A 21,059-nucleotide genomic window follows, 5' to 3' on the forward strand; every position below is an offset into this window, starting at 1 on the left:
CGAGCACGCCGTCCGGTGCGGGCGCGCCCTTCGGCGCCACGCCCGCGAGCCCGCCGTATGCCGCACCCGGGCACGGCTCGAGCGCTGCCGCGCACGCGTACCGACCGTTCGACATCGCAACGGTATCTCCGCAGGCGCCTCCCGCCGCGCGGGGTGTCGCACCGAACCGGCCCGCACCGCCGGGGCCCGATGCGACGGCGAACCCATATTCCGCACCGCCACAGGCACCTTCGCATTCGACACCCGCGTACGCGCCCTTGTATTCCACGCCGGGGGCTCCTCGGTTCGAGGATGCTTTCCCGTACGCCACCGCTCCTCGACGTCGCGGAAACGGTCGTCTGTGGATCGGGGCGGGGGTGGCGGCGGTCGTACTCGTCGCCGGGGCGACGGTGGCGGTGCTGGGTGATCGGAGCCCGGAACCCGCCGACGACGATTCCGGGCCCTCGATGGTGAGCGCGTTGACGACCTCGGCGCGCCCGGTCTCGCCGAAGGCTCCCGCGGCGCGCAGCACGGAGACGCCGGTGGTGCCGGGCTATCAGGTGGTGGTGGCGCCCGACAGCGGCGCCGCCTACGACGTGCCCCCGGACTGGACGGTGGCCGATCCTGACAGATCCGGCGGTTTCGGTTCACCGCCCGACGCGGTCGGCGGCAAGGGCTACGCCTTCGACGGCAAGGGCTACTGCCCGGGTTCGACCCGCACCGTCGCCTTCCTGACCGGCGCCGACGAATCCGATTCCGCCACGGCCGCGACCCGACTCGGCATCCGCACCGCCAAGGCCGCCTACTCCAACTCCCCCGCCGGCGGCACCGCGGGCCCGCCGCAGCCGCTCGACTCGCTCGACGGCTATCAGCACGGCGTCTTCGTGGAGACCAAGGGCACGATCGTCGGCGCCAAACCCGGCTGCGCCACCGAGTTCTCCGTCTACACCTTCGCCACCCCGACCGATACCGGCAACTTCGTGATGGTCATCGCCGCCGACACCGGCGTCCCCGCCTCCGTCGACCCCGACACCGCCCGCCGCATCTTCACCAGTATCCGACCCCACGAAAGCTGACTGACCTGCCGGTTTAACGTCCAGCCCCTCCCTGTTGTAAGCTACTCCAGGTTCGCTTCACGGGGTGTGGCGCAGCTTGGTAGCGCGCTTCGTTCGGGACGAAGAGGTCGCAGGTTCAAATCCTGTCACCCCGACTCGTGGTTGAGACGACGGGAAGGCCCCTGACCAGTAGCTTTGGTCAGGGGCCTTCTCCGTTGCTGAGGACAGCTGGAGCGACGCCGATGCCGGTAGGCAGCGAAAAGGCAGCATCAGCCCGGAATCAGCTCACCAGAACGCCGTCTGAGCCGTCCTCGTCGCTGTCGTCGCCGTCGCCCATCGTCGTGCGCACCGCATCCCAATCCTCCACCCGCCGCACGTAGTACTGGCCCACCGACCTCGTTGGTGAAGATCAGCCCGTGCGGCCCACGCTGGTAGGTGCGCATGCAGTCCCGCAGCTCCGCGACGAGCCACTTCGGAAGCGGCACCGTCCGCCGACCGGCACGCGACATCGCAAACGGCTTGAACTCGACATGCCCGGCGACCTCGGTCACGGCGCGGATCACCCGCAGCAGCCCGGCGTCCAGGTCCACGGCGTCTTCGCACAGACCCGCCGCCTCACCCCACCGCAGACCCGCGAACGCTGCCACCGCCACGAACACCCGGTACCGTTCCGGCCGGACCGCAGGCAACAGCTGTTGCCGAACTTCCTCCCGCGACAAGTACCGCTCGTCGGAATCCCGCTTGCGACGCTTCGGGATACGCACGCCCGAAGTGGGATCGACACCGATGAGGCGGTTCTTCGCTGCCGAACGCATCACGCCGGACATCATCCGCTTGCATTCGGCGACCGTGGCCCGAGACTTCTCCTGCGACAGGCCCGTAATCCACTTCTGCACCGGCAGATGGTCGATCTTGCCGAGCTGCCAGCTACCCCCCTTCGGGAGCGCATGCGTGCGCATGATCGACTCGTCACGCGCGGCCGTCGTGCGCTCGGTGTTCCACGTCTGCATCCACTCCGCAGCGTGATCGGCGACCAGGGATCGGCCAGCATGCGGAGAGATGTAAGTACCACTGGTCTTCGCCAGCTCGACTTGCGCCAGGAAGGTGTCCGCTTCCTTCTTGGTGCGGAACGTCTTCGACCGCTGCGCACCCGACGGTTCCCGCCAGAACGCCTTCCACTTCCCCGACTCGATCTGATTGACGAAACCCATTGGGCTACACCGCTTCCTGGAGATTGTCCGACGATTCCAGCCAGGTATGGAACGCCTTGCGGGAGATCACCCACCGACGCCCCATGCGTTTCGCCGGTATCACGCCGTCGTTCACGAACTGATAGGCGTTGCCCCGGGACACGCCCAACAGCGCCGCCACCTCCGGGAACGGTCCAACCCGTACTGCCCCGGAGGGGGCTTCGGCCCCCTTTCTCCGATTGCCGAACTACTGAGCGTCCTTCGGCTGCTTGGCCCTGCTGTGTGGTGGCCTGCATTGCGTTCACGCGCCCTCCAGCGTCAAGAGCGCCTCGGCGTCACTACGTGATCGGCATTCGCCGACTCTTGACCCCGGAGCCTCTACGCGCGAAAGGCAGGCCGATAAGGGGCAGGCGCAGCCGGCCCGCCTTGATGTGCAACCCACCACCCAGCAGGGCCAATCCCAGGCGACAGCTCAGTACCCTGGAGCTTTCTTCGCTGTTTTTCGACGCTCCCATTGGTCCCTGCGGTCGGTATCGAAGTCGCAGTCCTTGTACAACTGCAAGGAGGGCTGGTTGTTGAGGTTGTCTCGCACAGCGATCCCCCCGGCATGGCGCCCATCTGGACCTGCATAGCGGTGCTCAAGCAGGCGAAGCTTCGATCCGAACCGACTCCTGACCTCTCCGTAGCTCTCGTTCAGGTGAACGTTGTTAATCAAACTCTGGGAGTATGCGAAACACGCCATCGGGAAGAGTAGGGCAGACGCCACCAGATCGGCGATCTGCAGCGCGACATGTGCATCGGAGTGGCCGAAGACGGGACTTTCGACCAGGCTGGGGCAGGGGCCTCCGCCAGTCCGAAACCGCTGAGTAGTCAACCGATGCACCGACGGAACGTTCTTCGACTTGGTCCTAGCATCGAGGATCATGGCGCCGCGTGTAGCGGCTGCATGCAATTGCGCCTCGAACTGCACAGCCACGCGGGCCACCGTGTCCGAGTACACCCAGCGAGATAGCGGATCTTCGCCCTTGACGTGGATCTCCCCCACGACCTTGGCGTTGCTGTCCTCGAGGAGATTCAGCGTCTCGTGGAGCAGCGAGTAGACCGCACGACGCGCGTTTCGGTTTCCATCGCGGATGTTTTTGCGTAGGTCAGAGCCCTTGATCTCATGGGTGATCAGCTCGCTCAACTTGACGGAGAGATCGGCTAGGACTGGCCGGAACCTCTTCTTGAGCTGCAAGAACCTATACACCATGTCGTGAACTCGCCGGTCGTCGACTACTAGGCCAGCGATCACGAGTACCGGAGTGTCGGTCTGTGTACGCAAAGCCTGTTCGTCGCCCGACTCATCGAGATAGCACAGAAGCACCGCTCAATCGTTCATCAATGTGGTTGAGGACACAACTAAGGCCACCCCAGTGGGATGGCCTTAGGATCTGCCGCACAGTGTGCGACGGTTGCTTTTGCGCTTCCGATGATGCCAAGACTTCGCCTGGATTGCAACCGCAACTCCTACCGCGTGTCGTAAAACTCGGACCAGTCGCCGAGGCATCAAAACGGCAGCATGCCCCGCGAGAAAGGCCGGAACTAGGCGGTCCTCGATCGCAGATTTTGCCAGCTCAGCGGCACCGGATGATCTGCGCCGAGACACAGTAGCCACGTTCGGGACGAGGAGGTCGCAGGTTCAAATCCTGTCACCCCGACTCGTGTGGTTGAGACACGACAGAGGCCCTGGCCGTTCATTCGGTCCACACGCTGGACATTCGTGAGGACTTCGAGGTGGGAATCAGTCGACCGGGTAGCCCGCGGCGCGGAGGGCTCGGGTGGCGGCGGCTTTGCGGGCACAGCGGTCTATGTGGCAGGGGCGGTGGCGGCGCATAGCTTGGCGGGCCTCGAACAGGGTGAAGGGGCGTTCGGGGGCCTCGTGCGGCCAGCCCGCGGGCCACACGTCGGCGACCAACTCCTCACCGTCGGCGACGTGCGAGGGGATGGGCCACCAGACGGTGCCTGCGATCACGGCTAGTAGGCCGGAGATGAGCACGAGCAATCCGATGAGTACGAACATTTCCATCGTCACCTCCGGAAGGCCATTGCAGTGCACCCGGCGCCGGGGGCGTTCGCCACCGACCGGTCGCGTGGCCGATCGATGTGCCGATGAGGGGACGGCATCGTCCCGGCGCCGGGGCTGGTATCAGCTTGCGGCGCCGATATTTCGTGCGATGACGCCGGGGTGTTGCCAGCTGTTGCAGTGTGCTCCCGGTATTCGACGGGTATCGGTGAAGTCGGTGACGAGTCGGCGGGCGCGTGGCAAATTCTCGGTGTCACCAGGTAATACCCGGTGACTCCGGTGAGCAGAGTCTTACCGCCCGCTAACCTGCCGTCATCTGCCCGAAACGCGAGCTCCATAGCGTATACACGCATGTCGACACGGGTGGCCACATTGGCCGATGCTGCGGGACGGCCGTTGCGCGACGTCGTCTACACGACGTTACGCGCGGAATTGATGAATGGGGACATCAAATTCGGTGAACGCCTCACCGAACCGAAATTATCGGCGCGGTTCGGCATTTCACGGACGCCGATCCGGGAGGCGTTGACGGTTCTGTGTTCGGACGGTCTGCTCAAGCGCGAGGAATACGGATTCAGTCCGGTGCGCCCGAGCATCCCGCTGATCCGCGACCTATACGAACTGCGTATCACCCTGGAACTCAGTGGTATTCAACGCGCCATCGACAATCCGTCGGTGCGACACGACCGCGCCATGTTGGAGACCGAACGGGAGAGCTGGCTCGCCCTGCGAGCCGATCCGCCCGCACAGGAACCGGGCTTCGTGGTGCGCGACGAGGAGTTCCACGTGACCCTGCTGACCTCCGCCGGAAACGCCGAACTCGTGCGCGCGTTGCAGTCGGTGAATTCCCGTATCCGGCATGTGCGCATGTACGACTTCATGGTCAACAACCGCATCGAGACAACCATCACCGAACACCTGGGGATCATGGAGGCGGTGCTGGCGGATGACCTGCGCTCGGCCTACCGCCTGTTGCACACCCATATCGGGGAATCGCTCGACGTGGTGTTGGACCGGGTCACGCGGGCGATCACCGCGATGTCCCTGGCGACCGAATAGGGCGGGCGCGTGGATTTCGATACCGTTCTCGTCGCCAATCGCGGCGAGATCGCCTGCCGCATCATGCGCACGGCGCGGCGACTGGGGTTGAAGACCGTGGCGGTCCATTCCGAGGCCGACGCGGGCGCTCCCCATGTCGAATTCGCCGATATCGCGGTGGCGCTGGGTCCGGCCGCGCCGGCACAGTCCTATCTGCGCGCCGACCGGGTGATCGAGGCGGCGCTGGCCTGCGGTGCGGACGCCATTCACCCGGGCTACGGATTTCTCTCCGAGAGTGCGGAATTCGCCACCGACCTGGCCGCGGCGGGTCTCTTGTTCGTCGGTCCGACGCCGCGGCAACTGCGTATCTTCGGCGACAAACACACCGCGCGCGAGGCGGCGATGGCGGTGGGGGTTCCGCTGATCCACGGCAGCGGACTGCTGGAATCGGCCGAGCACGCGGTGGCCGAGGCGGAACGTATCGGCTTCCCCGTGATGCTGAAGGCGGTCGGCGGCGGTGGCGGCATCGGCATGCGGTCCTGTTTCGACGCCGACGGGGTGCGCGAAGCGTACCCGCGGGTGCGGCGGTCGGCGGCGACCAATTTCTCCTCCTCCGGCGTCTTCCTGGAACGGTTCGTCACGCGTGCCCGGCATGTCGAGGTGCAGGTCTTCGGCGACGGACGCGGGCGCGTCATCAGCCTCGGCACCCGTGACTGTTCGCTTCAGCGGCGCAATCAGAAGGTGATCGAGGAGGCGCCCGCGCCGGGTCTGTCGGAGGAGACCGCCGAGCGCCTGCTGGCGGCCTCGCGCGATCTGGCGCGCTCGGTGGACTACCGCTCGGCGGGCACCGTGGAGTTCGTCTACGACCTCGACACCGAAGCGGCCTCCTTCCTGGAGATGAACACCCGTCTCCAGGTGGAGCATCCGGTGACCGAGGCGGTGACCGGTGTCGACCTCGTCGAGTGGATGCTGCGGCTCGCGGGCGGGGACAGTTCCATGATCGACGAGCTGGCCGAATGCGGACCCGCCATCCGCGGTCACGCCGTCGAGGCGCGGGTCTACGCCGAGGATCCGGCCGATGACCACCGGCCGAGCGCGGGGCTGATCACGGCGGCGCGGTTTCCGGACGATGTCCGCGTCGACACCTGGGTACGCACCGGAACCGAGGTGAGTCCGTACTACGATCCGCTGCTGGCGAAGGTGATCACGGCGGGCTCCTCGCGCCCGGTGGCCTTCGAGGATCTCGCGAGGGCGCTGGCGCGCACGGAAATCCACGGCGTGCGAACCAATCTCGCGCAACTGCGGGCGGCGGCGAGCGCGGAGACCGTGCTTGCCGCCGCCCATCTGACCACGACACTGGCCGATATCCGGCCGGTGGAATCGCGCATGGACGTGCTGCGCGGCGGCACCATGACGACCGTGCAGGACCAGCCGGGCCGAATCGGCTTGTGGCAGGTGGGAATTCCGCCGTCGGGTCCGATGGACGACCTGTCCTGCGCGCTGGCCACGGCGGCGGTGGGCAATGCGCCACAGGCACCCGCCTTGGAGTGCACCCTGCACGGGCCGCGGCTGCGGTTCGCCGGATCGGCGGTGATCTGTGTGACGGGCGCGCCGACACCGGTCACCGTCGACGGCGCGTCCGTGCCGATGTGGGAGCCGGTTACCTTGCCCGCGGGCGCGATCGTCGATATCGGCATGCCGGTCGATGCCGGACTCCGCACCTATCTCGCGGTCCGCGGCGGAGTGCGTGCCCCGCTGTATCACGGCAGCGCCGCGACCTTCACGCTCGGCGGATTCGGCGGTGTCACCGGTCGGGCGCTCGCGCCCGGCGACGTAATCGACATCGGCGACGCGGAATCGACCGTGCCGCAAGTCGTTCCGGCGGAACGACGGCCCGAGTTCGGCCACGTGTGGGAGCTGGCGGTCGGTGTGGGACCGCAGACCGCGCCCGCCTATTTCACCGACGACGACATGGCGCGGTTCTTCGACCATCCGTGGCGGGTCGGCGGTCACGCCAATCGCACCGGGATCCGCCTCGAAGGGCCGAAACCGACCTGGTCGCGCGGCGACGGCGGCGACGCGGGACTGCATCCGTCGAATCTGCACGACAATCCGTACAGCGTCGGCGCGCTGAACGTCTCCGGCGATACGCCGATCCTGCTCGGTCCCGACGGCCCGAGTCTGGGCGGATTCGCCTGCCCACTTACGGTCGTTTCGGCGCACCGCTGGAAGCTCGGTCAGCTGCGTCCCGGCGACACGGTGCGATTCGTCCCGGTCACCGATGGTGAGGCCGAGGTCCTGCGTGGTTCGCACGCGCGGGCGCTCTCCTCGGTTCCCCGCGCGCTGAACCGCGCCGACAGTGCACACTCATCCACAGCCGCCGACCGGGGCGTGCTCGGCGGAGTGCGGGCGGGTTCGGACCGCCCGAGCGCGGTGTACCTGCGCGGCGGTGACGACAACGTCCTGGTCGAATACGGCGACATGGTGCTCGACCTCGGGCTGCGTATGCGCGTGCACGCACTGGCCGAGGCGCTCGGCGGACTCGGTCTGCCCGGCATCATCGATGTCACCCCGGGTGTGCGGTCGCTGCACATCCACATCGATCCACAGGTCCTTCCCCAGCGCAGACTGGTCGGCGCGCTGGCGGAGCTCGAATCGGAACTGCCCGCGACCGAGGACCTGACGGTGCCGAGTCGCACCATCCGGCTGCCGCTGTCGTTCGATGACCCCTCCATCGCCGAGGCGATCGACCGCTACCGCAGCGGTGTGCGCGACACCGCGCCCTGGTTGCCGTCGAATATCGAATTCATCAGGCGCGTCAACGGACTCGACAGCGTCGACCAGGTGCGCGCGGCCGTGTTCGACGCCGAATACCTGGTGCTCGGTCTCGGCGACGTGTACCTGGGCGCGCCGCTGGCGGTTCCGCTGGACCCGCGTCATCGCCTGGTGACCACCAAATACAATCCGGCGCGCACCTGGACGCCTTCGGACGCGGTCGGCATCGGCGGCAAATACCTGTGCGTCTACGGCATGGCCTCCCCCGGCGGCTATCAGCTGATCGGGCGGACCGTGCCGATCTGGTCGAGCTACCGCCAGAGCGCGCCGTTCGAACCCGGCACACCGTGGCTGTTCCGGTTCTTCGACCGCATCGTCTGGGAACCGGTCACGCCGGCGGAACTGCTGGAATACCGCGCGGCCGCCGCCGCGGGACGCTTCGACGCCGAGATCGGCACCGGCGCCTTCGCCCTGGCCGACCACCGGCGCATGCTCGCCGAGAACGCCGAATCCATCGCGGCCTTCGAGGCCGGACAGGCCGCGGCGTTCGAGGCGGAGAAGCGAGCCTGGCGGGCGGCGGGCGAGTTCGAGCGCGCCGCCGTCGTGGAACCCCGCGTCGAATCGGCCGCGGATCCGCTGGCCGGACTGCCTCCGAACGCGACCGTGGTCACCGCGCCGATGATCGGCAATGTGTGGCGGGTCGAGATAGCGGAGGGGCAACGGCTCCGCGCGGGCGACCCGATCGCCATTCTCGAGGCCATGAAACTGGAACTGCCGGTGCACAGCCCGGGTACCGGCACGGTTCTGCGGGTGTTCGCCGCACCCGGCGCGAAGGTGGAACCGGGAACTCCTCTAGCAGTGATCGGAGTCGACTGACATGTCCAGCGGCGTCCTTGACAACACCGCGGTGAACGAATCACCGACCGAACGGGTCGCGGCCGCGTTTCGGCGCATCGCCGAGGTGGACCGTCCCGAGGTGTGGATAACCCTGCGGAACCGGGACGACGTCGTCGCGGATGCCGCCGCGGTCGAGCGCGGAGTGGCCGCGGGCGAGGAATTGCCGATGGCCGGGGTACTGGTCGCGGTGAAGGACAATATCGACGTGGCGGGCCTGCCGACCACCGCGGCCTGTCCCGAGTTCGCCTATACCGCCGAGGTCACCGCGGCCGCGGTGCAGCGACTGGTCGCGGCGGGCGCGGTGGTGCTCGGCAAGACCAATCTGGACCAGTTCGCCACCGGTCTGGTCGGCACCCGAAGCCCGTATGGCGCGGTGCGCAACGGGCTGAATCCCGAATTGGTCTCCGGCGGTTCGAGTTCAGGATCCGCCGTGGCGGTGGCGCTCGGGATCGCCGACATCGGCGTCGGCACCGATACCGCGGGTTCGGGTCGGGTGCCCGCGGCGCTGCACGGAATCGTCGGCATCAAGGCCACACTCGGGATCATCCCCACCCACGGCGTCGTGCCCGCCTGCGCGGACTATGACGCGGTGACCGTCTTCGCCGCCGATCTGCGCGCGGCGGTGGCCGCGGCCGCGGTCATGGCGGGTCCCGAGTCGCGTGATCCGCGCAGCCGGACCTGGCCCGCCGATGTGCGCCTGGCCGCCCCCGCCCGCCCCGCGCTGGCGGTCCCGCGCGCCGCCGACCTGGGCGCGCTCACTCCCGAATACCGCACCGCCTTCGCCGAAACCGTTGCCGCCGTGGCTGCTTCGGGTGTCGAGGTGCGGGAGATCGATATCTCCGCGCTACTGGACGCGGCGCTGCTGCTCTACGACGGTTCGGTGGTCGCCGAGCGGTACGCGGCCGTCGGCGCCTTCCTCGCCACCGGACCCGAGAGCGCCGACCCGACGGTCGCGGCCATCATCGCCGCGGCGGGACGGACGACCGGCCCCGGCTTCGCCGAAGACCTCGACACCCTCGCGCGCGCCAGATCCACGGCCGCGCAGGTGCTTCGGGGTTTCGACGGTCTACTGCTGCCGACCACCACCGAACATCCGACCATCGCGGCGGTGCGGGCCGATCCGATCGCGATCAATCGCCGCATGGGCACCTACACGAATTTCTGCAACCTGCTGGATATGGCGGCCGTCGCGGTGCCGGGCGTGCCGACCGCCACGGGCGATCCCTTCGGCGTGATGGTGGTGACTCCAGCCTTCGGCGATCAGGTGGCGATCGATCTGGCGTCCCGGATCATCGCCGCCGAATCGCCCGCACTGGTGTCCGACGGCGTGGAACTGGCGGTCTTCGGCGCGCACCTGCGCGGAGAGCCGCTGCACTGGCAATTGGAGGAGATCGGCGCCCGATTCCTCGGCGAGATCGCGACGACCGACGCCTATCGGCTCACGGCATTGGACACCACGCCCCCGAAACCGGGACTGGTGCGCCACGGCGCGGGACTCGGCGCGCCGATCCGGGGTGAGCTGTTCCTGGTCTCGCGGGCCGGGTTGGGCGGCTTCCTGGCCGGTCTGCCCGCCCCGATGGCCCTGACGAGTATCGAATTGGCCGACGGCCGCGCGGTCGTCGGCTTCGCCTGCGCCTTCGACGCGGCGCGGGCGGCGACCGATATCACCGCGTTCGGCGGATGGAAGGCGTATCTGCGACACCGGAACTGAGTCCGAATCGGCGACGCGATGGACCGAGGCCCGACGGCCCCGGTCCATCGGCGTTTCCGGCTCGACCAGCCGGTACGAATGTCTTACACAAATGTACTAGACAGACGTTCAAGGGCTCTGTTAGACATACGTCTAAGACATTCGAACAAGAAAGGGGCGACCATGAGCGCCACCACCCGTCCCCGTGTCCTCGTCTCCGGCGGCGGCATCGGCGGCAACGCCGTCGCGCTGCAATTGCTCCGCGCGGGCGTCGCGGTCACGGTCGTGGAGCGCGCCGCCGCGCCCCGACCCGGCGGCCAAGCGGTCGACCTGCGCGGACCCAGTCGCGAAATCGCCGAACGCATGGGTCTCATGCCCGGCATCCAACGGCATCGCCTCGATGAGCGCGGCATGGTCCACGTCGACGGCAATGGCCGCGAAATCCTGCGCATGCCCGCCGAACTTTTCGACGGCAAGGGCGGCGTGGCCGATATCGAGATCACCCGGGGCGACCTGAATCAGGTGCTGCTCGACGCGGTGGCCGAGACGGGCGGCGCAGACTACCGCTACGGCGACCGCATCACCGGCATCGACCAGGACGACACCGGCGCGCGAGTCCGCTTCGCCTCCGGCGGCGACGAACGCTACGACATCGTCATCGGCGCCGACGGCCTGCACTCGGCCACCCGCGCCCTCGCCTTCGGGCCGGAGGAGCAGTTCAGCACCTACCTCGGCGGCTACATGAGCTTCTTCACCATGCCGACGCCCGCGGATATCGAATCGCACTGGTTCTCGATGCACGCGCTGGTCGGCGCGACCTGCATCGGAATCCGTCCCGACGCCGATCCGGCGACCTGCAAAGCCATCGTCATCCTGCGCTGTCCCGCCGATCCGGTCCTGCGCCGCGACCCCGCCGCCCAGCGGGCGCTGATCCGCACCCGGCTCGCGGGCGGCGGTTGGCACACCGACGCCATACTCACCGCCATGTCCGAGGCCGAGGACTTCTACTTCGACGAACTGGCCCGCATCGAGATGCCGCGGTGGACGCGCGGGCGGGTCGCACTGCTCGGTGACGCGGGCTACTGCGGTTCGCCGCTGACCGGGCAGGGCACGGCGATGGCGCTCGTCGGCGCGTATCTGCTCGCCGGGGAGATCGTCGGGCACGCCGCCGATCCGGTGCGGGCGCTGACGGGTTACGAACAGCGGCTGCGCCCGTTCGTGAGCGCCGCGCAGGAACTGCCGCCCGGCGGTCTGCGGGCCATGACGCCCAAGACCCGCCTCGGCATCCGCGCGGGCCACGCGGTATCCCGGCTCATGACGACGCGAGTGATGAAACCGCTGGTCATGCGGATGCTCACCGACACCGAGGGCTACGCACTGCCGGAGTATCCGACGCCGCACACCGCCTGGTCACGCGAATGAGCCACGGCGTCGGCATGATCGCCGCGGGCGGGCTTCGCCGCGCGGGCACATTTTTGCCCGACTGCCCGGGTGAGCGGACGGTCGACGCTCGATATGAGAGGGTTCGACCGTGGGTTTCTGGGATCGTTACGCCGCCGCCGTCACCGCCCGCCGCTCCTGGGTGTTCCTGCTCCTGCTGATCGCCGCGTCCGCCGCCCTCACCGCGGGCATCGGCGGAAACGACACCGCGGGTCAGGCGCCGAAATCGCTGCCCGACACCGCCGAATCCGCCCGCGCGGCACAAACCGCCCAACAGTTCCCCGACGCGGGCTCGGCCGCGGCCATCGTCGTGGTGACCCGCACCGACGGCGCGGCGATCACCGAGTCCGACCGCGGCGCGGCCACCGCCGCACTCGACCGCGCGGAGCCCGGACTCGGCGCGGGCGGATATCTGAGCTCCGAGGACGGCAAGGCGCTGATCGGCCGCATCCCGATCCCCGCCGATCTCAACGGCACCGCGCTCACCGATCGCGTCGACGCGCTGCGCACGGCCGTGCGCGACGGCGCACCCGACACGCTGCGCATCCTGATCACCGGCGGCCCGGCCTTCGGCGCCGATATCGCCGACTCGTTCTCCGGCGCCAACACCACACTGCTCGCGGTCACCGCACTGGTGGTGGCGGTGCTGCTCATCCTGACCTACCGCTCGCCGGTGCTGTGGCTGATTCCGCTGCTCGTCATCGGCACCGCGGACCGGCTCGCCACCACCGTCGGCACCGGCGTCGCCCGCCTGACCGGACTCAGCTTCGACGGTTCGACCGCGGGCATCACCAGCGTGCTGGTCTTCGGCGCGGGCACCAACTACGCGCTGCTGCTGGTCTCGCGCTACCGCGACGAATTGCACCGCGAATCCGATCACCGCGACGCCCTGCGCCACGCGGTGCGCCGCGCCGGACCCGCGATCCTGGCGAGCAATCTCACCGTCGTCGCCGCACTGCTGGTCCTGGTGCTCGCCTCGGTGCCGAGCACCCGCAGTCTCGGCGTGCTTGCGGCCTCGGGTCTGCTGGTCGCGCTGGTCTTCGTCCTGTTGGGCCTGCCCGCCGCGCTGGCACTGTGCGGGCGAAAGGTCTTCTGGCCGTTCGTCCCCCACCCCGACGACATCGACCGCGCCGAACAGGGGGTCTGGCATACGATCGCCACGAAGGTCGTCGCCCGACCCTGGACCGTCACCGCCGCCGCGACCGCTCTGCTCGCCCTCTGCACCGCCGGACTGTGGACCGTCGACATCGGCCTCACCCAGACCGAACAGTTCCGGGTGCGGGCCGAATCCGTGGACGGCTTCGACACCCTCGCCGAGCACTTCCCGTCCGGTTCCTCCGATCCGGCGCTCGTCGTCGCGCAGGCAGGCGCGGCGCCCAAGGTGCAGCGGGCACTCACCGGCGTTCCCGGCGTCGTGCGCGTGACCCCCACCGGGACCTCCCAGACCGGACTCGCGCGCTGGTCGGTCGTCATAGACGCCGCACCCGCTTCCGACCGCGCCTTCACGATCGTCGAGGACATGCGCGCCGCCGTGACGGACATACCCGAAGCCGAGGCGGCCGTCGGCGGCGCCGACGCGGAGGAACTGGATGTCCGCACGGCCGCCGAGCGCGACCGCACGCTGATCATCCCGCTCATCCTCGCCGTGGTCTGCGTGATCCTGTTGGCCCTGCTGCGTGCGATTCCGGCCGCCGTGCTGCTGGTCGCGATCACCGTGTTCAGCGCGGTCGCCGCGCTGGGGCTCGGCAGCTGGCTGAGCGTGCATCTGTTCGGCTTCCCCGGCATCGACACCAGCGTGCCGCTGTTCGCCTTCCTGTTCCTGGTCGCTCTCGGCGTCGACTACACGATCTTCCTGGTGACCAGGGCCAGGGAGGAGACGCCCGCGCACGGCACCACCGGCGGCATCGTGCGCGCGGTGTCGGCGACCGGCGCCGTCATCACCAGCGCGGGCATCGTGCTCGCCGCGGTGTTCTGCGTGCTCGGCGTGCTGCCGCTGATCACGCTGACCCAGTTGGGCATCGTGGTCGGCCTCGGCATCCTGCTCGACACCTTCGTGGTGCGCACGCTCATCATCCCCGCGCTGTTCCGGCTGATCGGCCCGAAGCTCTGGTGGCCCGGTGAGCTGAGCCGGTGATCAGCGCGGCGGCACACCCAATTCGGTCAGCAGGTTCTCGACGCGCCTGCCGATGTCGTCGCGAATCGGCCGGACCTCGTCGATCTCGAGTCCGGCCGGGTCGTCGATGATCCATTCGAGGTAGCGCGGCCCCGGCACCAGCGGGCAGATATCGCCGCACCCCATCGTGACCACGACGTCGGCGGCCCTCATGACCTCGTAGGTCCACGGCTTGGGATAACCGTCGGAGATATCGATGCCGATCTCGGCCATCGCCTCGACGGCCGTGGGATTGATCGTCGCGCTCGGCTCACAGCCACCGGACCAGGCCATCGCCCGGCCGCGGGCGTAGTGGTCGAAGAAGCCGAGGGCGATCTGCGAACGCCCGGCGTTGTGGGTGCACAGGAACAGCACCGTGGGATCGGTCCGCCGTCGCTTGCCCTCGACGCGGGCGCGGTCTTCGAGCTTGCGGCGGCAGAAGCGTTCGGCCAGCGTCGGGACGTAGGCGTCCACGGTCGAGCGGGCGACGACTTCGTCGTAGGACGATTCCAGATAGTCGTGGACGGTGTCCCAGTCGAACAGCGTCACGAAATCGAGGCGCAAGCGTTCTTCCGCGCGTTCGAGCGCCACATCGTGGTCCAGCGCCAAAAGCCGATAGTGCGGCGTGGCTGAGAGCTCAGACACTCGTCAAGTTTCCCGGGTGTCACTTGAAGCGGCAAACGAACTTCCCGTGAACCCTGTCACCACGCGGCGCGGCCGGGCCGGTCACCCCTCGTGCACCGGCCCGGCCCGTTACCGCGGATGGCGTCGACGACATGCATCGAATGGTTACCGGTCGCAGCGGTTGCGCCCCGATCGCTCATCAGCTTCCGGAAGTGCCACCATGCCTGCCCGATGACGGTTCGCCGGATCGGTCACCCCTCGTGGACCGATCCGGCCGCCGTCATCCCCCGGATCCGACTTGTCACCCCTCGTGGACAAGTCGAATCGGGTTCCCCACCCCGGCCGTGGCTGCTCCCCCCTTTCCTCGGTTACCGGCGGTAGTCGACTGTCTGGTTGGCGATCATCTGTGTCCGTCCTTCCGTTCGGTGTTACCGGTGAACCCCGGTGTCGAGATACACAATGCGATGGACGGCTTGCTGCGCTCTTAAAAAGACCTTGGAGCAAAGAAAATGCTGGTGAAAGCCAATTCGCCCCACGCGGTCGGTATTGGAGCCATCATGGAAGTAGTGCGCCGGCGAGATTGGAGCGACATGGAAACCGTGGTGGTCTTCGTATTGGCTTGCCTTCTGTATTGGTGGGGCCTGCTCTGACACCGACCCGACCAACCACAACCACGACAATCGCCCCCGGCCAGCGGCCGGGGGCGAAATTCTGTGTGGTCGGTTCCTGATTGAGTCCGCCGATAGGCGGGTACATGGTGTGCCGGGGAGGTGCGCCCTGGCTGGATACGCACCTCCCCCTTGTACGCCTGCGATGGGCTACATGGCGGACGGCGCCGAACGGCAGGCCGGGCACAGCCCCCAGAAGACGACCTCCGCCTCGTCCACGGCGAATCCGTGCGCGTCGCCGGGTTCCAGGCACGGCATCGCGCCGACCACGCAATCCACGTCGACGACGGTGTCGCAGCCGCGGCACACCAGGTGGTGGTGGTTGTCACCGGTGCGGGTCTCGTAGAGCGCCGCCGAGCCCGCCGGTTCGATACGGCGCAGGATGCCCGCGTTCACGCAGGCGTGCAGTACGTCGTAGACGGCCTGGGTGGACACCGAGCCGATCGAGGCCCGGACGGCCGCGGCGACCCGGTCGGCATCGGAATGGGGTTGCGCGGCAACCGCGCTCAGCACCGCGACCCGCGGGGCGGTGACGCGCAGTCCCGCCCGCCGTAACCACTCGCGTGGGTCGCCCGTGTCGTGCATAGAGTCGATGGTCGCCAGTTTTCCGGAGGCGGTCAAGAAAACCGGGGACAGGTGTGAGGCGACCGACAACCGGACCGTAGCCCCGCGCGACCCGGTCACCGATCAGCCCCGCGGCGGCCCGTCGGGTGGTCGGCGCGACCAGCGATACCGCGTGCCCCCTGGGAAGTTCGGCCGCGGCGGGAAGTTCGGCGCGAATCACCCCGGACGGAGCGGAATAGATCCGGGGGCGCACCGGTTGTAAGCCACTGTCGACGTCCGTACAGCCCCGGGCCGCAACCTCCGTCGCTTCGAGCGACCACTCGCCGAGAGGCGCATGTGGGACGTCGGCCCTCGCGGCGCCGTCGAATCCTCACGGGTCCGGCGGCGCCGCGAGGTTCGATGCGGCAGCAGGCGGACCTCGGCCGGCTTCACATCCGGGACATCCCGCCTGTTGCCCGGCTGGAAGGCGAACGGCGCGATAGCCTTTTCGCATGGGGCGTATGCGGGGACTGACGATCGGTATCGCGGCGGCAACGCTGGTGGCGGGAAGTGTGTTCGCCGGGTCCGCGCAGGCGGCGCCCACCGCCGAGCAGACGCACTGCCGGGTGTCCTCCGGGCGGGAACCGGAAAGGGCCGCCCCCGAACAGGTCGGGCTCGACCCCGCGCGCCTTGACACCGCGCTGCGATTCGCGGCCACCCGGAATCGGTTGAACGTCCAGGTTTTCCGGCACAACTGTCTGGTCGGCGAAGGTCCGACGAACGAGCTCACCGGCAAGGTGGCCTGGAATATCTGGAGCGCCACCAAGAGCGTGGTGTCGGTGCTCACCGGAATGGCATGGGACCGTGGCCTTCTCGACCTCGACGCAGCCATCGACCGCTATCTGCCGCCGGGTCTCGGCGACGAGGCGCACCGCTCGATAACCGTGGAGAATCTGCTCACCGAGACCTCGGGCATGAAGGTCGGCGTGCTCACCGAGGGCGTCACCGGCGTGATCCCGCTCGACCCCAACAGCGCGGTCCAGGCACTCGGCGTGCCGCTGGACAATCCGCCAGGCACCACGTTCAGCTACAGCCAGCGCAATGTGGATCTGCTGGCCTACGTGCTGGAATCGGCACTGGGCGAACCGCTTCAGAACTTCGCGCAGCGCGAACTGTTCGACCCACTCGGCATCGAGCGCACCGACTACTACTGGGCGCGCGACCGCGCGGGCCACACCTACGGTTACGCGCACCTCATGATCCCGCCCGACGACTTCGCCAAACTCGGTCTGCTGGTCGGCAATGACGGACTCTGGGACGCCCGAAGGATCGTCTCGGCGGACTATCTCGCGAAGGCACGCACCCCCTCGGCGGCCAACAGCTGCTACGGATATCTGTTCTGGCTCGGCCCGGGATGCGCCGAGGCCGCGAGCTTCCTGCCCGATGACACCTACATGATGGCCGGACTGGGCCTCCAGAACGTCTTCGTCATGCCGAGCCTCGATCTCACCGTGATGTGGACCGGCGCGTACGGCAATGTCAGCGCTTACGGGGTCTCCGGAATCGTGCAGAACACCGCGGAACTGCCCTACGAATTCTTCCGGCGGCTGTTCGCCGCATTCGAGGACAACCCGATGCCCGATCCCGGACCGTACCTCGAACCGCCGCTGCGCCTCGACCCGAGCCGCTACGTGGACGCCAACATCCTGCTCGCCGTCTTCGGCATCGGACCGAGCGCCTATCCGGGCTGCAATGTGCTCAGCTGCCTGAACTATCCGCTGGCGCCGCCGTTCGCCGATACCGCGCCCGGCTGCGCCATCCTCGCCTGCCTCGGACCGAACGCACCCGGCATCCGGTCCCAGCGGCCGAACTCGCCGACCGTCGAACTCAGCGGTCGCTGAGCAGCACCTCGGCGATCTGGATCGTATTGAGCGCCGCGCCCTTGCGCAGATTGTCCCCGGAGACGAACAGCGCGAGACCGCGGCCGTCGGGCACTCCCGGATCCTGACGGATACGTCCGACCAGCGATTCGTCCACACCGGCGGCCTGCAACGGCGTCGGCACCTCGACCAGTTTCACACCCGGCGCGCCCGCGAGGATCTGTTCGGCCCGCTCGACCGAGATCGGTTCGGCGAATTCGGCATTGATCGACAGCGAGTGTCCCGTGAACACCGGCACCCGCACGCAGGTGCCGCTGACCAGCAGCTCGGGCAGCCCGAGGATCTTGCGACTCTCGTTGCGCAGCTTCTGATCCTCGTCGGTCTCGAAGCTGCCGTCGTCGACGATCGACCCGGCCAGCGGGATCACGTCGAAGGCAATGGGCGCGACGTACTTGTTCGGTTGCGGGAAGGCGACCGCGCCGCCGTCGTGCACGAGCTTCTCGGCATCGTCGACCACCGCGCGGACCTGGGTGGCGAGTTCCTCGACACCGGCCAGACCGCTACCGGATACGGCCTGATAACTCGACACGATCAGCCTGCGCAGCCCGGCCGCGTCGTGCAGCGGCTTGAGCACCGGCATGGCGGCCATGGTGGTGCAGTTCGGATTGGCGATGATGCCCTTGACCAGATTGCGGGTCTGCTCAGGATTGACCTCGCTGACGACCAGCGGGACCTCGGGATCCTTGCGCCAAGCCGAGGAATTGTCGATAACGGTGACGCCCGCGGCCGCGAAGCGCGGCGCCTGCACCCGGGACATGGTCGCCCCCGCGGAGAACAGCGCGATGTCGAGACCGGACGGGTCCGCGGTCTCGGTGTCCTCGACCACGATCTCGCCGCCGCGCCAGGGCAGCGTCTTGCCCGCGGACCGCGCGGAGGCGAAGAACCGCACCTCGTCGGCCGGGAAGTCGCGCTCCTCGAGCAGCTTGCGCATGACGGCGCCGACCTGACCGGTCGCACCGACGACGCCGACGCGAATACCCACGCTTATCGCCCCGTTCCCGCGTGCACCACGGCGACCTCGTCGCCGCCGAGATCGAATGCCTTGTGCAGCACCTTGACCGCCTCATCGAGTTCGCTGTCCTTGACCAGCACCGAGATGCGGATCTCCGAGGTGGAGATGAGGTCGATGTTGACACCCGCCTCGGCCAGCGCCTCGCAGAACGTGGCGGTGACGCCGGGATGGCTCTTCATGCCCGCGCCGACCAGCGACACCTTGCCGATGTGGTCGTCGTAGAGCACCTGGGCGAACCCGATCTCGTCCTGGCGGCGGGTGAGCATCTCGACGGCGCGCGAGCCGTCGGTCTTGGGCAGGGTGAAGGTGATGTCGGTCTTGCCGGTGTCGATCTTGGAGATGTTCTGCAGGACCATGTCGATATTGATCTCGGCGTCGGCGACCGCGCGGAACACCTTGGCGGCGTAGCCCGGTTCGTCCGGCAGGCCGACGACGGTCACCTTGGCCTCGCTGCGGTCGTGCGCGACGCCGGTGAGGATTGCTTGCTCCAAGGGGATGTCCTCCATCGATCCGTAAACGTAGGTGCCCTGCTTGTCGGTGTAGGACGAGCGGACGTGGACGGGCACGTTGTAGCGGCGCGCGTATTCGACGCAGCGCAGCATCAGCACCTTCGCCCCGCAGGCCGCCAGTTCCAGCATCTCCTCGTAGGAGACCTGATCGAGCCGCTGGGCGTCCGGCACGATCCGGGGATCGGCGGTGAAGACGCCGTCCACGTCGGTGTAGATCTCGCACACGTCGGCGTCCAGTGCCGCGGCCAGCGCGACCGCTGTGGTGTCGGACCCGCCGCGGCCGAGGGTGGTGACGTCCTTGCTGTCCTGACTCACCCCCTGGAATCCGGCGACCAGCACCACGAGTCCCTCGTCCAGGGCCGAGCGCAGCCGGCTCGGGGTGACGTCGATGATCTTCGCCTTGCCGTGCGCGCCGGTGGTGATCACCCCCGCCTGCGAGCCGGTGAACGAGCGGGCTTCGGCACCGAGGGAATGGATGGCCATCGCGACCAGCGCGTTGGAGATGCGTTCACCGGAGGTGAGCAGCATGTCCATCTCGCGGGCGGGCGGCGCGGGCGCCACCTGCTGGGCCAGATCCAGCAGTTCGTCGGTGGTGTCACCCATCGCCGAGCAGACGACCACCACGTCGTGGCCTTGTTTCTTCGTTTCGACGATCCGTTCAGCGACGCGCCGGATGCGCTCGGCGGTGGCCACCGAGGATCCTCCGTACTTCTGAACAACGAGAGCCACGACAGGGTCCTCCACGATCGGCAACAGCAGCTGACAGCAGACCAGAGTACCGGCCCACGTCCAGGGAATATGCCGCTACCGTGCGCCCGCCGCCCGCCTGGAGCACATCGTCGGCTCGGTACCCGAACCGGAATCCGACGGAGCGCGCGCGGTGGTTCGCCTTCGGAACACCCTCACCGCGCCGACCGCCCGCCCCATTCGATTGCGCAGGTCACCCCGCCGTGACCGACGCACCGACAACCCGGGCGCACCCGATCCGGGCAGTCCCCGACCGAACTTCGCCGAGACATGCCACCGCCGCCTCGCCCCGCTCCCCGAAGCACAGGTAAGTGAGGTACTCCACACCTGTCCACAACCCCGCAGGCCGAGAGCGTCGACGCCCCGCCCTGCTCGAACCGCGCCGCGCGGGCCACTCCGCATGACAGCTGGGTCACATCGGCGGGAAATCTTGTGACCCCCATCACGAAGCCGGAATAATGGGGCCATGATCGCGAATGTCGGAGACCGGCTGCACGTACACGGACACGTGGTGGGCGAGGCTGACCGTCGAGGCGAGATCATCGAGGTCCGCGGCCACGACGGATCGCCGCCCTATGTGGTGCGATTCGCCGACGGACACGAATCGCTGATGTATCCGGGTCCCGATACGGTCGTCGAACCCGCCGAGGGCGACTGAAACCGGTACCGCCGGGTACCGCGCGGCGGCGGCTGTACCGGCCCCGCATTACCCGCCAGTAGTGTCATACCCGAACC

General features: G+C 68.2%; 17 protein-coding genes, 1 tRNA gene and 1 pseudogene. 10 read left to right on the top strand and 9 right to left on the bottom strand.

Annotation, left to right across the window (positions count from 1 at the left end; genetic code table 11):
- The first annotated feature begins 356 nt into the window (after positions 1–356).
- Complete coding sequence (locus tag APZ21_RS36110; protein WP_054816829.1) at positions 357–1,055, top strand: DUF8017 domain-containing protein; 699 nt, start codon at positions 357–359, stop codon at positions 1,053–1,055.
- 60 nt (positions 1,056–1,115) lie between these two features.
- Positions 1,116–1,189: transfer RNA gene (locus APZ21_RS32030), tRNA-Pro, on the top strand.
- A gap of 114 nt (positions 1,190–1,303) precedes the next feature.
- On the opposite strand, the gene APZ21_RS32035 is transcribed toward APZ21_RS32030, so the two are convergent.
- From APZ21_RS32035 to APZ21_RS32045, 5 genes and pseudogenes are all read right to left on the bottom strand, one after another.
- Positions 1,304–1,993: a tyrosine-type recombinase/integrase gene (locus APZ21_RS32035; protein ID WP_204249195.1), complete on the bottom strand. Its 690-nt coding sequence runs from the start codon at positions 1,991–1,993 to the stop codon at positions 1,304–1,306.
- Between the two features lie 138 nt (positions 1,994–2,131).
- Positions 2,132–2,245: pseudogene (locus APZ21_RS36570) on the bottom strand (hypothetical protein); the annotation flags it as partial.
- Positions 2,246–2,249: 4 nt separating this feature from the next.
- Positions 2,250–2,405: a helix-turn-helix domain-containing protein gene (locus APZ21_RS33500; protein WP_082393624.1), complete on the bottom strand. Its 156-nt coding sequence runs from the start codon at positions 2,403–2,405 to the stop codon at positions 2,250–2,252.
- 291 nt (positions 2,406–2,696) lie between these two features.
- Positions 2,697–3,590, bottom strand: a complete 894-nt coding sequence (locus APZ21_RS32040; protein ID WP_054816831.1) for a DUF3800 domain-containing protein — start codon at positions 3,588–3,590, stop codon at positions 2,697–2,699.
- Between the two features lie 417 nt (positions 3,591–4,007).
- On the bottom strand, positions 4,008–4,286 hold the full coding sequence (locus tag APZ21_RS32045) for a hypothetical protein (protein WP_063125123.1): 279 nt from the start codon (positions 4,284–4,286) through the stop codon (positions 4,008–4,010).
- Positions 4,287–4,640: 354 nt separating this feature from the next.
- Here APZ21_RS32045 and APZ21_RS32050 point away from each other — a divergent pair, with 354 nt between their 5' ends.
- The 5 genes from APZ21_RS32050 to APZ21_RS32070 all read left to right on the top strand — a co-directional run bounded on the left by APZ21_RS32050 (position 4,641) and on the right by APZ21_RS32070 (position 14,263).
- The gene (locus tag APZ21_RS32050) at positions 4,641–5,348 is read left to right on the top strand and encodes a GntR family transcriptional regulator (protein WP_054816833.1); all 708 of its coding nucleotides are present in this window, start codon (positions 4,641–4,643) and stop codon (positions 5,346–5,348) included.
- Positions 5,349–5,411: 63 nt separating this feature from the next.
- A complete protein-coding gene (gene uca, locus APZ21_RS32055; RefSeq protein WP_054816926.1) occupies positions 5,412–8,978 on the top strand; it encodes an urea carboxylase in 3,567 nt (1,188 codons plus the stop codon).
- 1 nt (position 8,979) lies between these two features.
- Positions 8,980–10,710: an allophanate hydrolase gene (atzF, locus tag APZ21_RS32060; RefSeq protein WP_054816834.1), complete on the top strand. Its 1,731-nt coding sequence runs from the start codon at positions 8,980–8,982 to the stop codon at positions 10,708–10,710.
- A 162-nt stretch (positions 10,711–10,872) separates the two neighbouring features.
- Positions 10,873–12,111 carry an FAD-dependent monooxygenase gene (locus APZ21_RS32065; protein WP_054816835.1) on the top strand — a complete coding sequence of 413 codons (1,239 nt, stop codon included), beginning with the start codon at positions 10,873–10,875 and terminating at the stop codon, positions 12,109–12,111.
- Positions 12,112–12,220: 109 nt separating this feature from the next.
- On the top strand, positions 12,221–14,263 hold the full coding sequence (locus tag APZ21_RS32070; RefSeq protein ID WP_054816836.1) for an MMPL family transporter: 2,043 nt from the start codon (positions 12,221–12,223) through the stop codon (positions 14,261–14,263).
- Here the strand turns inward: APZ21_RS32070 and APZ21_RS32075 are convergent, their stop codons facing one another.
- Positions 14,264–14,926, bottom strand: coding sequence for an arsenate reductase ArsC (locus APZ21_RS32075; RefSeq protein ID WP_054816837.1), 663 nt, complete (start codon positions 14,924–14,926; stop codon positions 14,264–14,266).
- A gap of 488 nt (positions 14,927–15,414) precedes the next feature.
- Between APZ21_RS32075 and APZ21_RS34610 the strand changes: the two genes are divergently transcribed.
- Positions 15,415–15,555 carry a hypothetical protein gene (locus tag APZ21_RS34610; RefSeq protein ID WP_156371449.1) on the top strand — a complete coding sequence of 47 codons (141 nt, stop codon included), beginning with the start codon at positions 15,415–15,417 and terminating at the stop codon, positions 15,553–15,555.
- 168 nt (positions 15,556–15,723) lie between these two features.
- Here the strand turns inward: APZ21_RS34610 and APZ21_RS32080 are convergent, their stop codons facing one another.
- Complete coding sequence (locus tag APZ21_RS32080) at positions 15,724–16,158, bottom strand: Fur family transcriptional regulator (RefSeq protein ID WP_054816927.1); 435 nt, start codon at positions 16,156–16,158, stop codon at positions 15,724–15,726.
- Positions 16,159–16,628: 470 nt separating this feature from the next.
- On the opposite strand from APZ21_RS32080, the gene APZ21_RS32085 reads away from it, so the two are divergent.
- Complete coding sequence (locus APZ21_RS32085) at positions 16,629–18,017, top strand: serine hydrolase domain-containing protein (protein WP_054816838.1); 1,389 nt, start codon at positions 16,629–16,631, stop codon at positions 18,015–18,017.
- Here the strand turns inward: APZ21_RS32085 and APZ21_RS32090 are convergent.
- Together APZ21_RS32090 and APZ21_RS32095 are read right to left on the bottom strand one after the other, a co-directional pair.
- Positions 18,004–19,038 carry an aspartate-semialdehyde dehydrogenase gene (locus APZ21_RS32090; protein WP_054816839.1) on the bottom strand — a complete coding sequence of 345 codons (1,035 nt, stop codon included), beginning with the start codon at positions 19,036–19,038 and terminating at the stop codon, positions 18,004–18,006. The genes APZ21_RS32085 and APZ21_RS32090 overlap by 14 nt on opposite strands.
- Before the next feature lie 2 nt (positions 19,039–19,040).
- Positions 19,041–20,306, bottom strand: a complete 1,266-nt coding sequence (locus APZ21_RS32095; RefSeq protein WP_054816840.1) for an aspartate kinase — start codon at positions 20,304–20,306, stop codon at positions 19,041–19,043.
- Positions 20,307–20,790: 484 nt separating this feature from the next.
- On the opposite strand from APZ21_RS32095, the gene APZ21_RS32100 reads away from it, so the two are divergent.
- On the top strand, positions 20,791–20,982 hold the full coding sequence (locus tag APZ21_RS32100) for a DUF1918 domain-containing protein (RefSeq protein ID WP_054816841.1): 192 nt from the start codon (positions 20,791–20,793) through the stop codon (positions 20,980–20,982).
- Positions 20,983–21,059 lie beyond the last annotated feature (77 nt).

Source organism: Nocardia arizonensis (assembly GCF_001310275.1).
GTDB lineage: Bacteria > Actinomycetota > Actinomycetes > Mycobacteriales > Mycobacteriaceae > Nocardia > Nocardia arizonensis.

What these genes read in the sequence shown, in the direction of transcription:
- APZ21_RS32035 (WP_204249195.1), bottom strand. Translation starts at nt 1,993, where the DNA reads ATGCGCACGCATGCGCTCCCGAAGGGGGGTAGCTGGCAGCTCGGCAAG.
- APZ21_RS32045 (WP_063125123.1), bottom strand. Translation starts at nt 4,286, where the DNA reads ATGTTCGTACTCATCGGATTGCTCGTGCTCATCTCCGGCCTACTAGCC.
- APZ21_RS32050 (WP_054816833.1), top strand. Translation starts at nt 4,641, where the DNA reads ATGTCGACACGGGTGGCCACATTGGCCGATGCTGCGGGACGGCCGTTG.
- uca (WP_054816926.1), top strand. Translation starts at nt 5,412, where the DNA reads ATGCGCACGGCGCGGCGACTGGGGTTGAAGACCGTGGCGGTCCATTCC.
- atzF (WP_054816834.1), top strand. Translation starts at nt 8,980, where the DNA reads ATGTCCAGCGGCGTCCTTGACAACACCGCGGTGAACGAATCACCGACC.
- APZ21_RS32065 (WP_054816835.1), top strand. Translation starts at nt 10,873, where the DNA reads ATGAGCGCCACCACCCGTCCCCGTGTCCTCGTCTCCGGCGGCGGCATC.
- APZ21_RS34610 (WP_156371449.1), top strand. Translation starts at nt 15,415, where the DNA reads ATGCTGGTGAAAGCCAATTCGCCCCACGCGGTCGGTATTGGAGCCATC.
- APZ21_RS32080 (WP_054816927.1), bottom strand. Translation starts at nt 16,158, where the DNA reads ATGCACGACACGGGCGACCCACGCGAGTGGTTACGGCGGGCGGGACTG.
- APZ21_RS32085 (WP_054816838.1), top strand. Translation starts at nt 16,629, where the DNA reads ATGGGGCGTATGCGGGGACTGACGATCGGTATCGCGGCGGCAACGCTG.
- APZ21_RS32100 (WP_054816841.1), top strand. Translation starts at nt 20,791, where the DNA reads ATGATCGCGAATGTCGGAGACCGGCTGCACGTACACGGACACGTGGTG.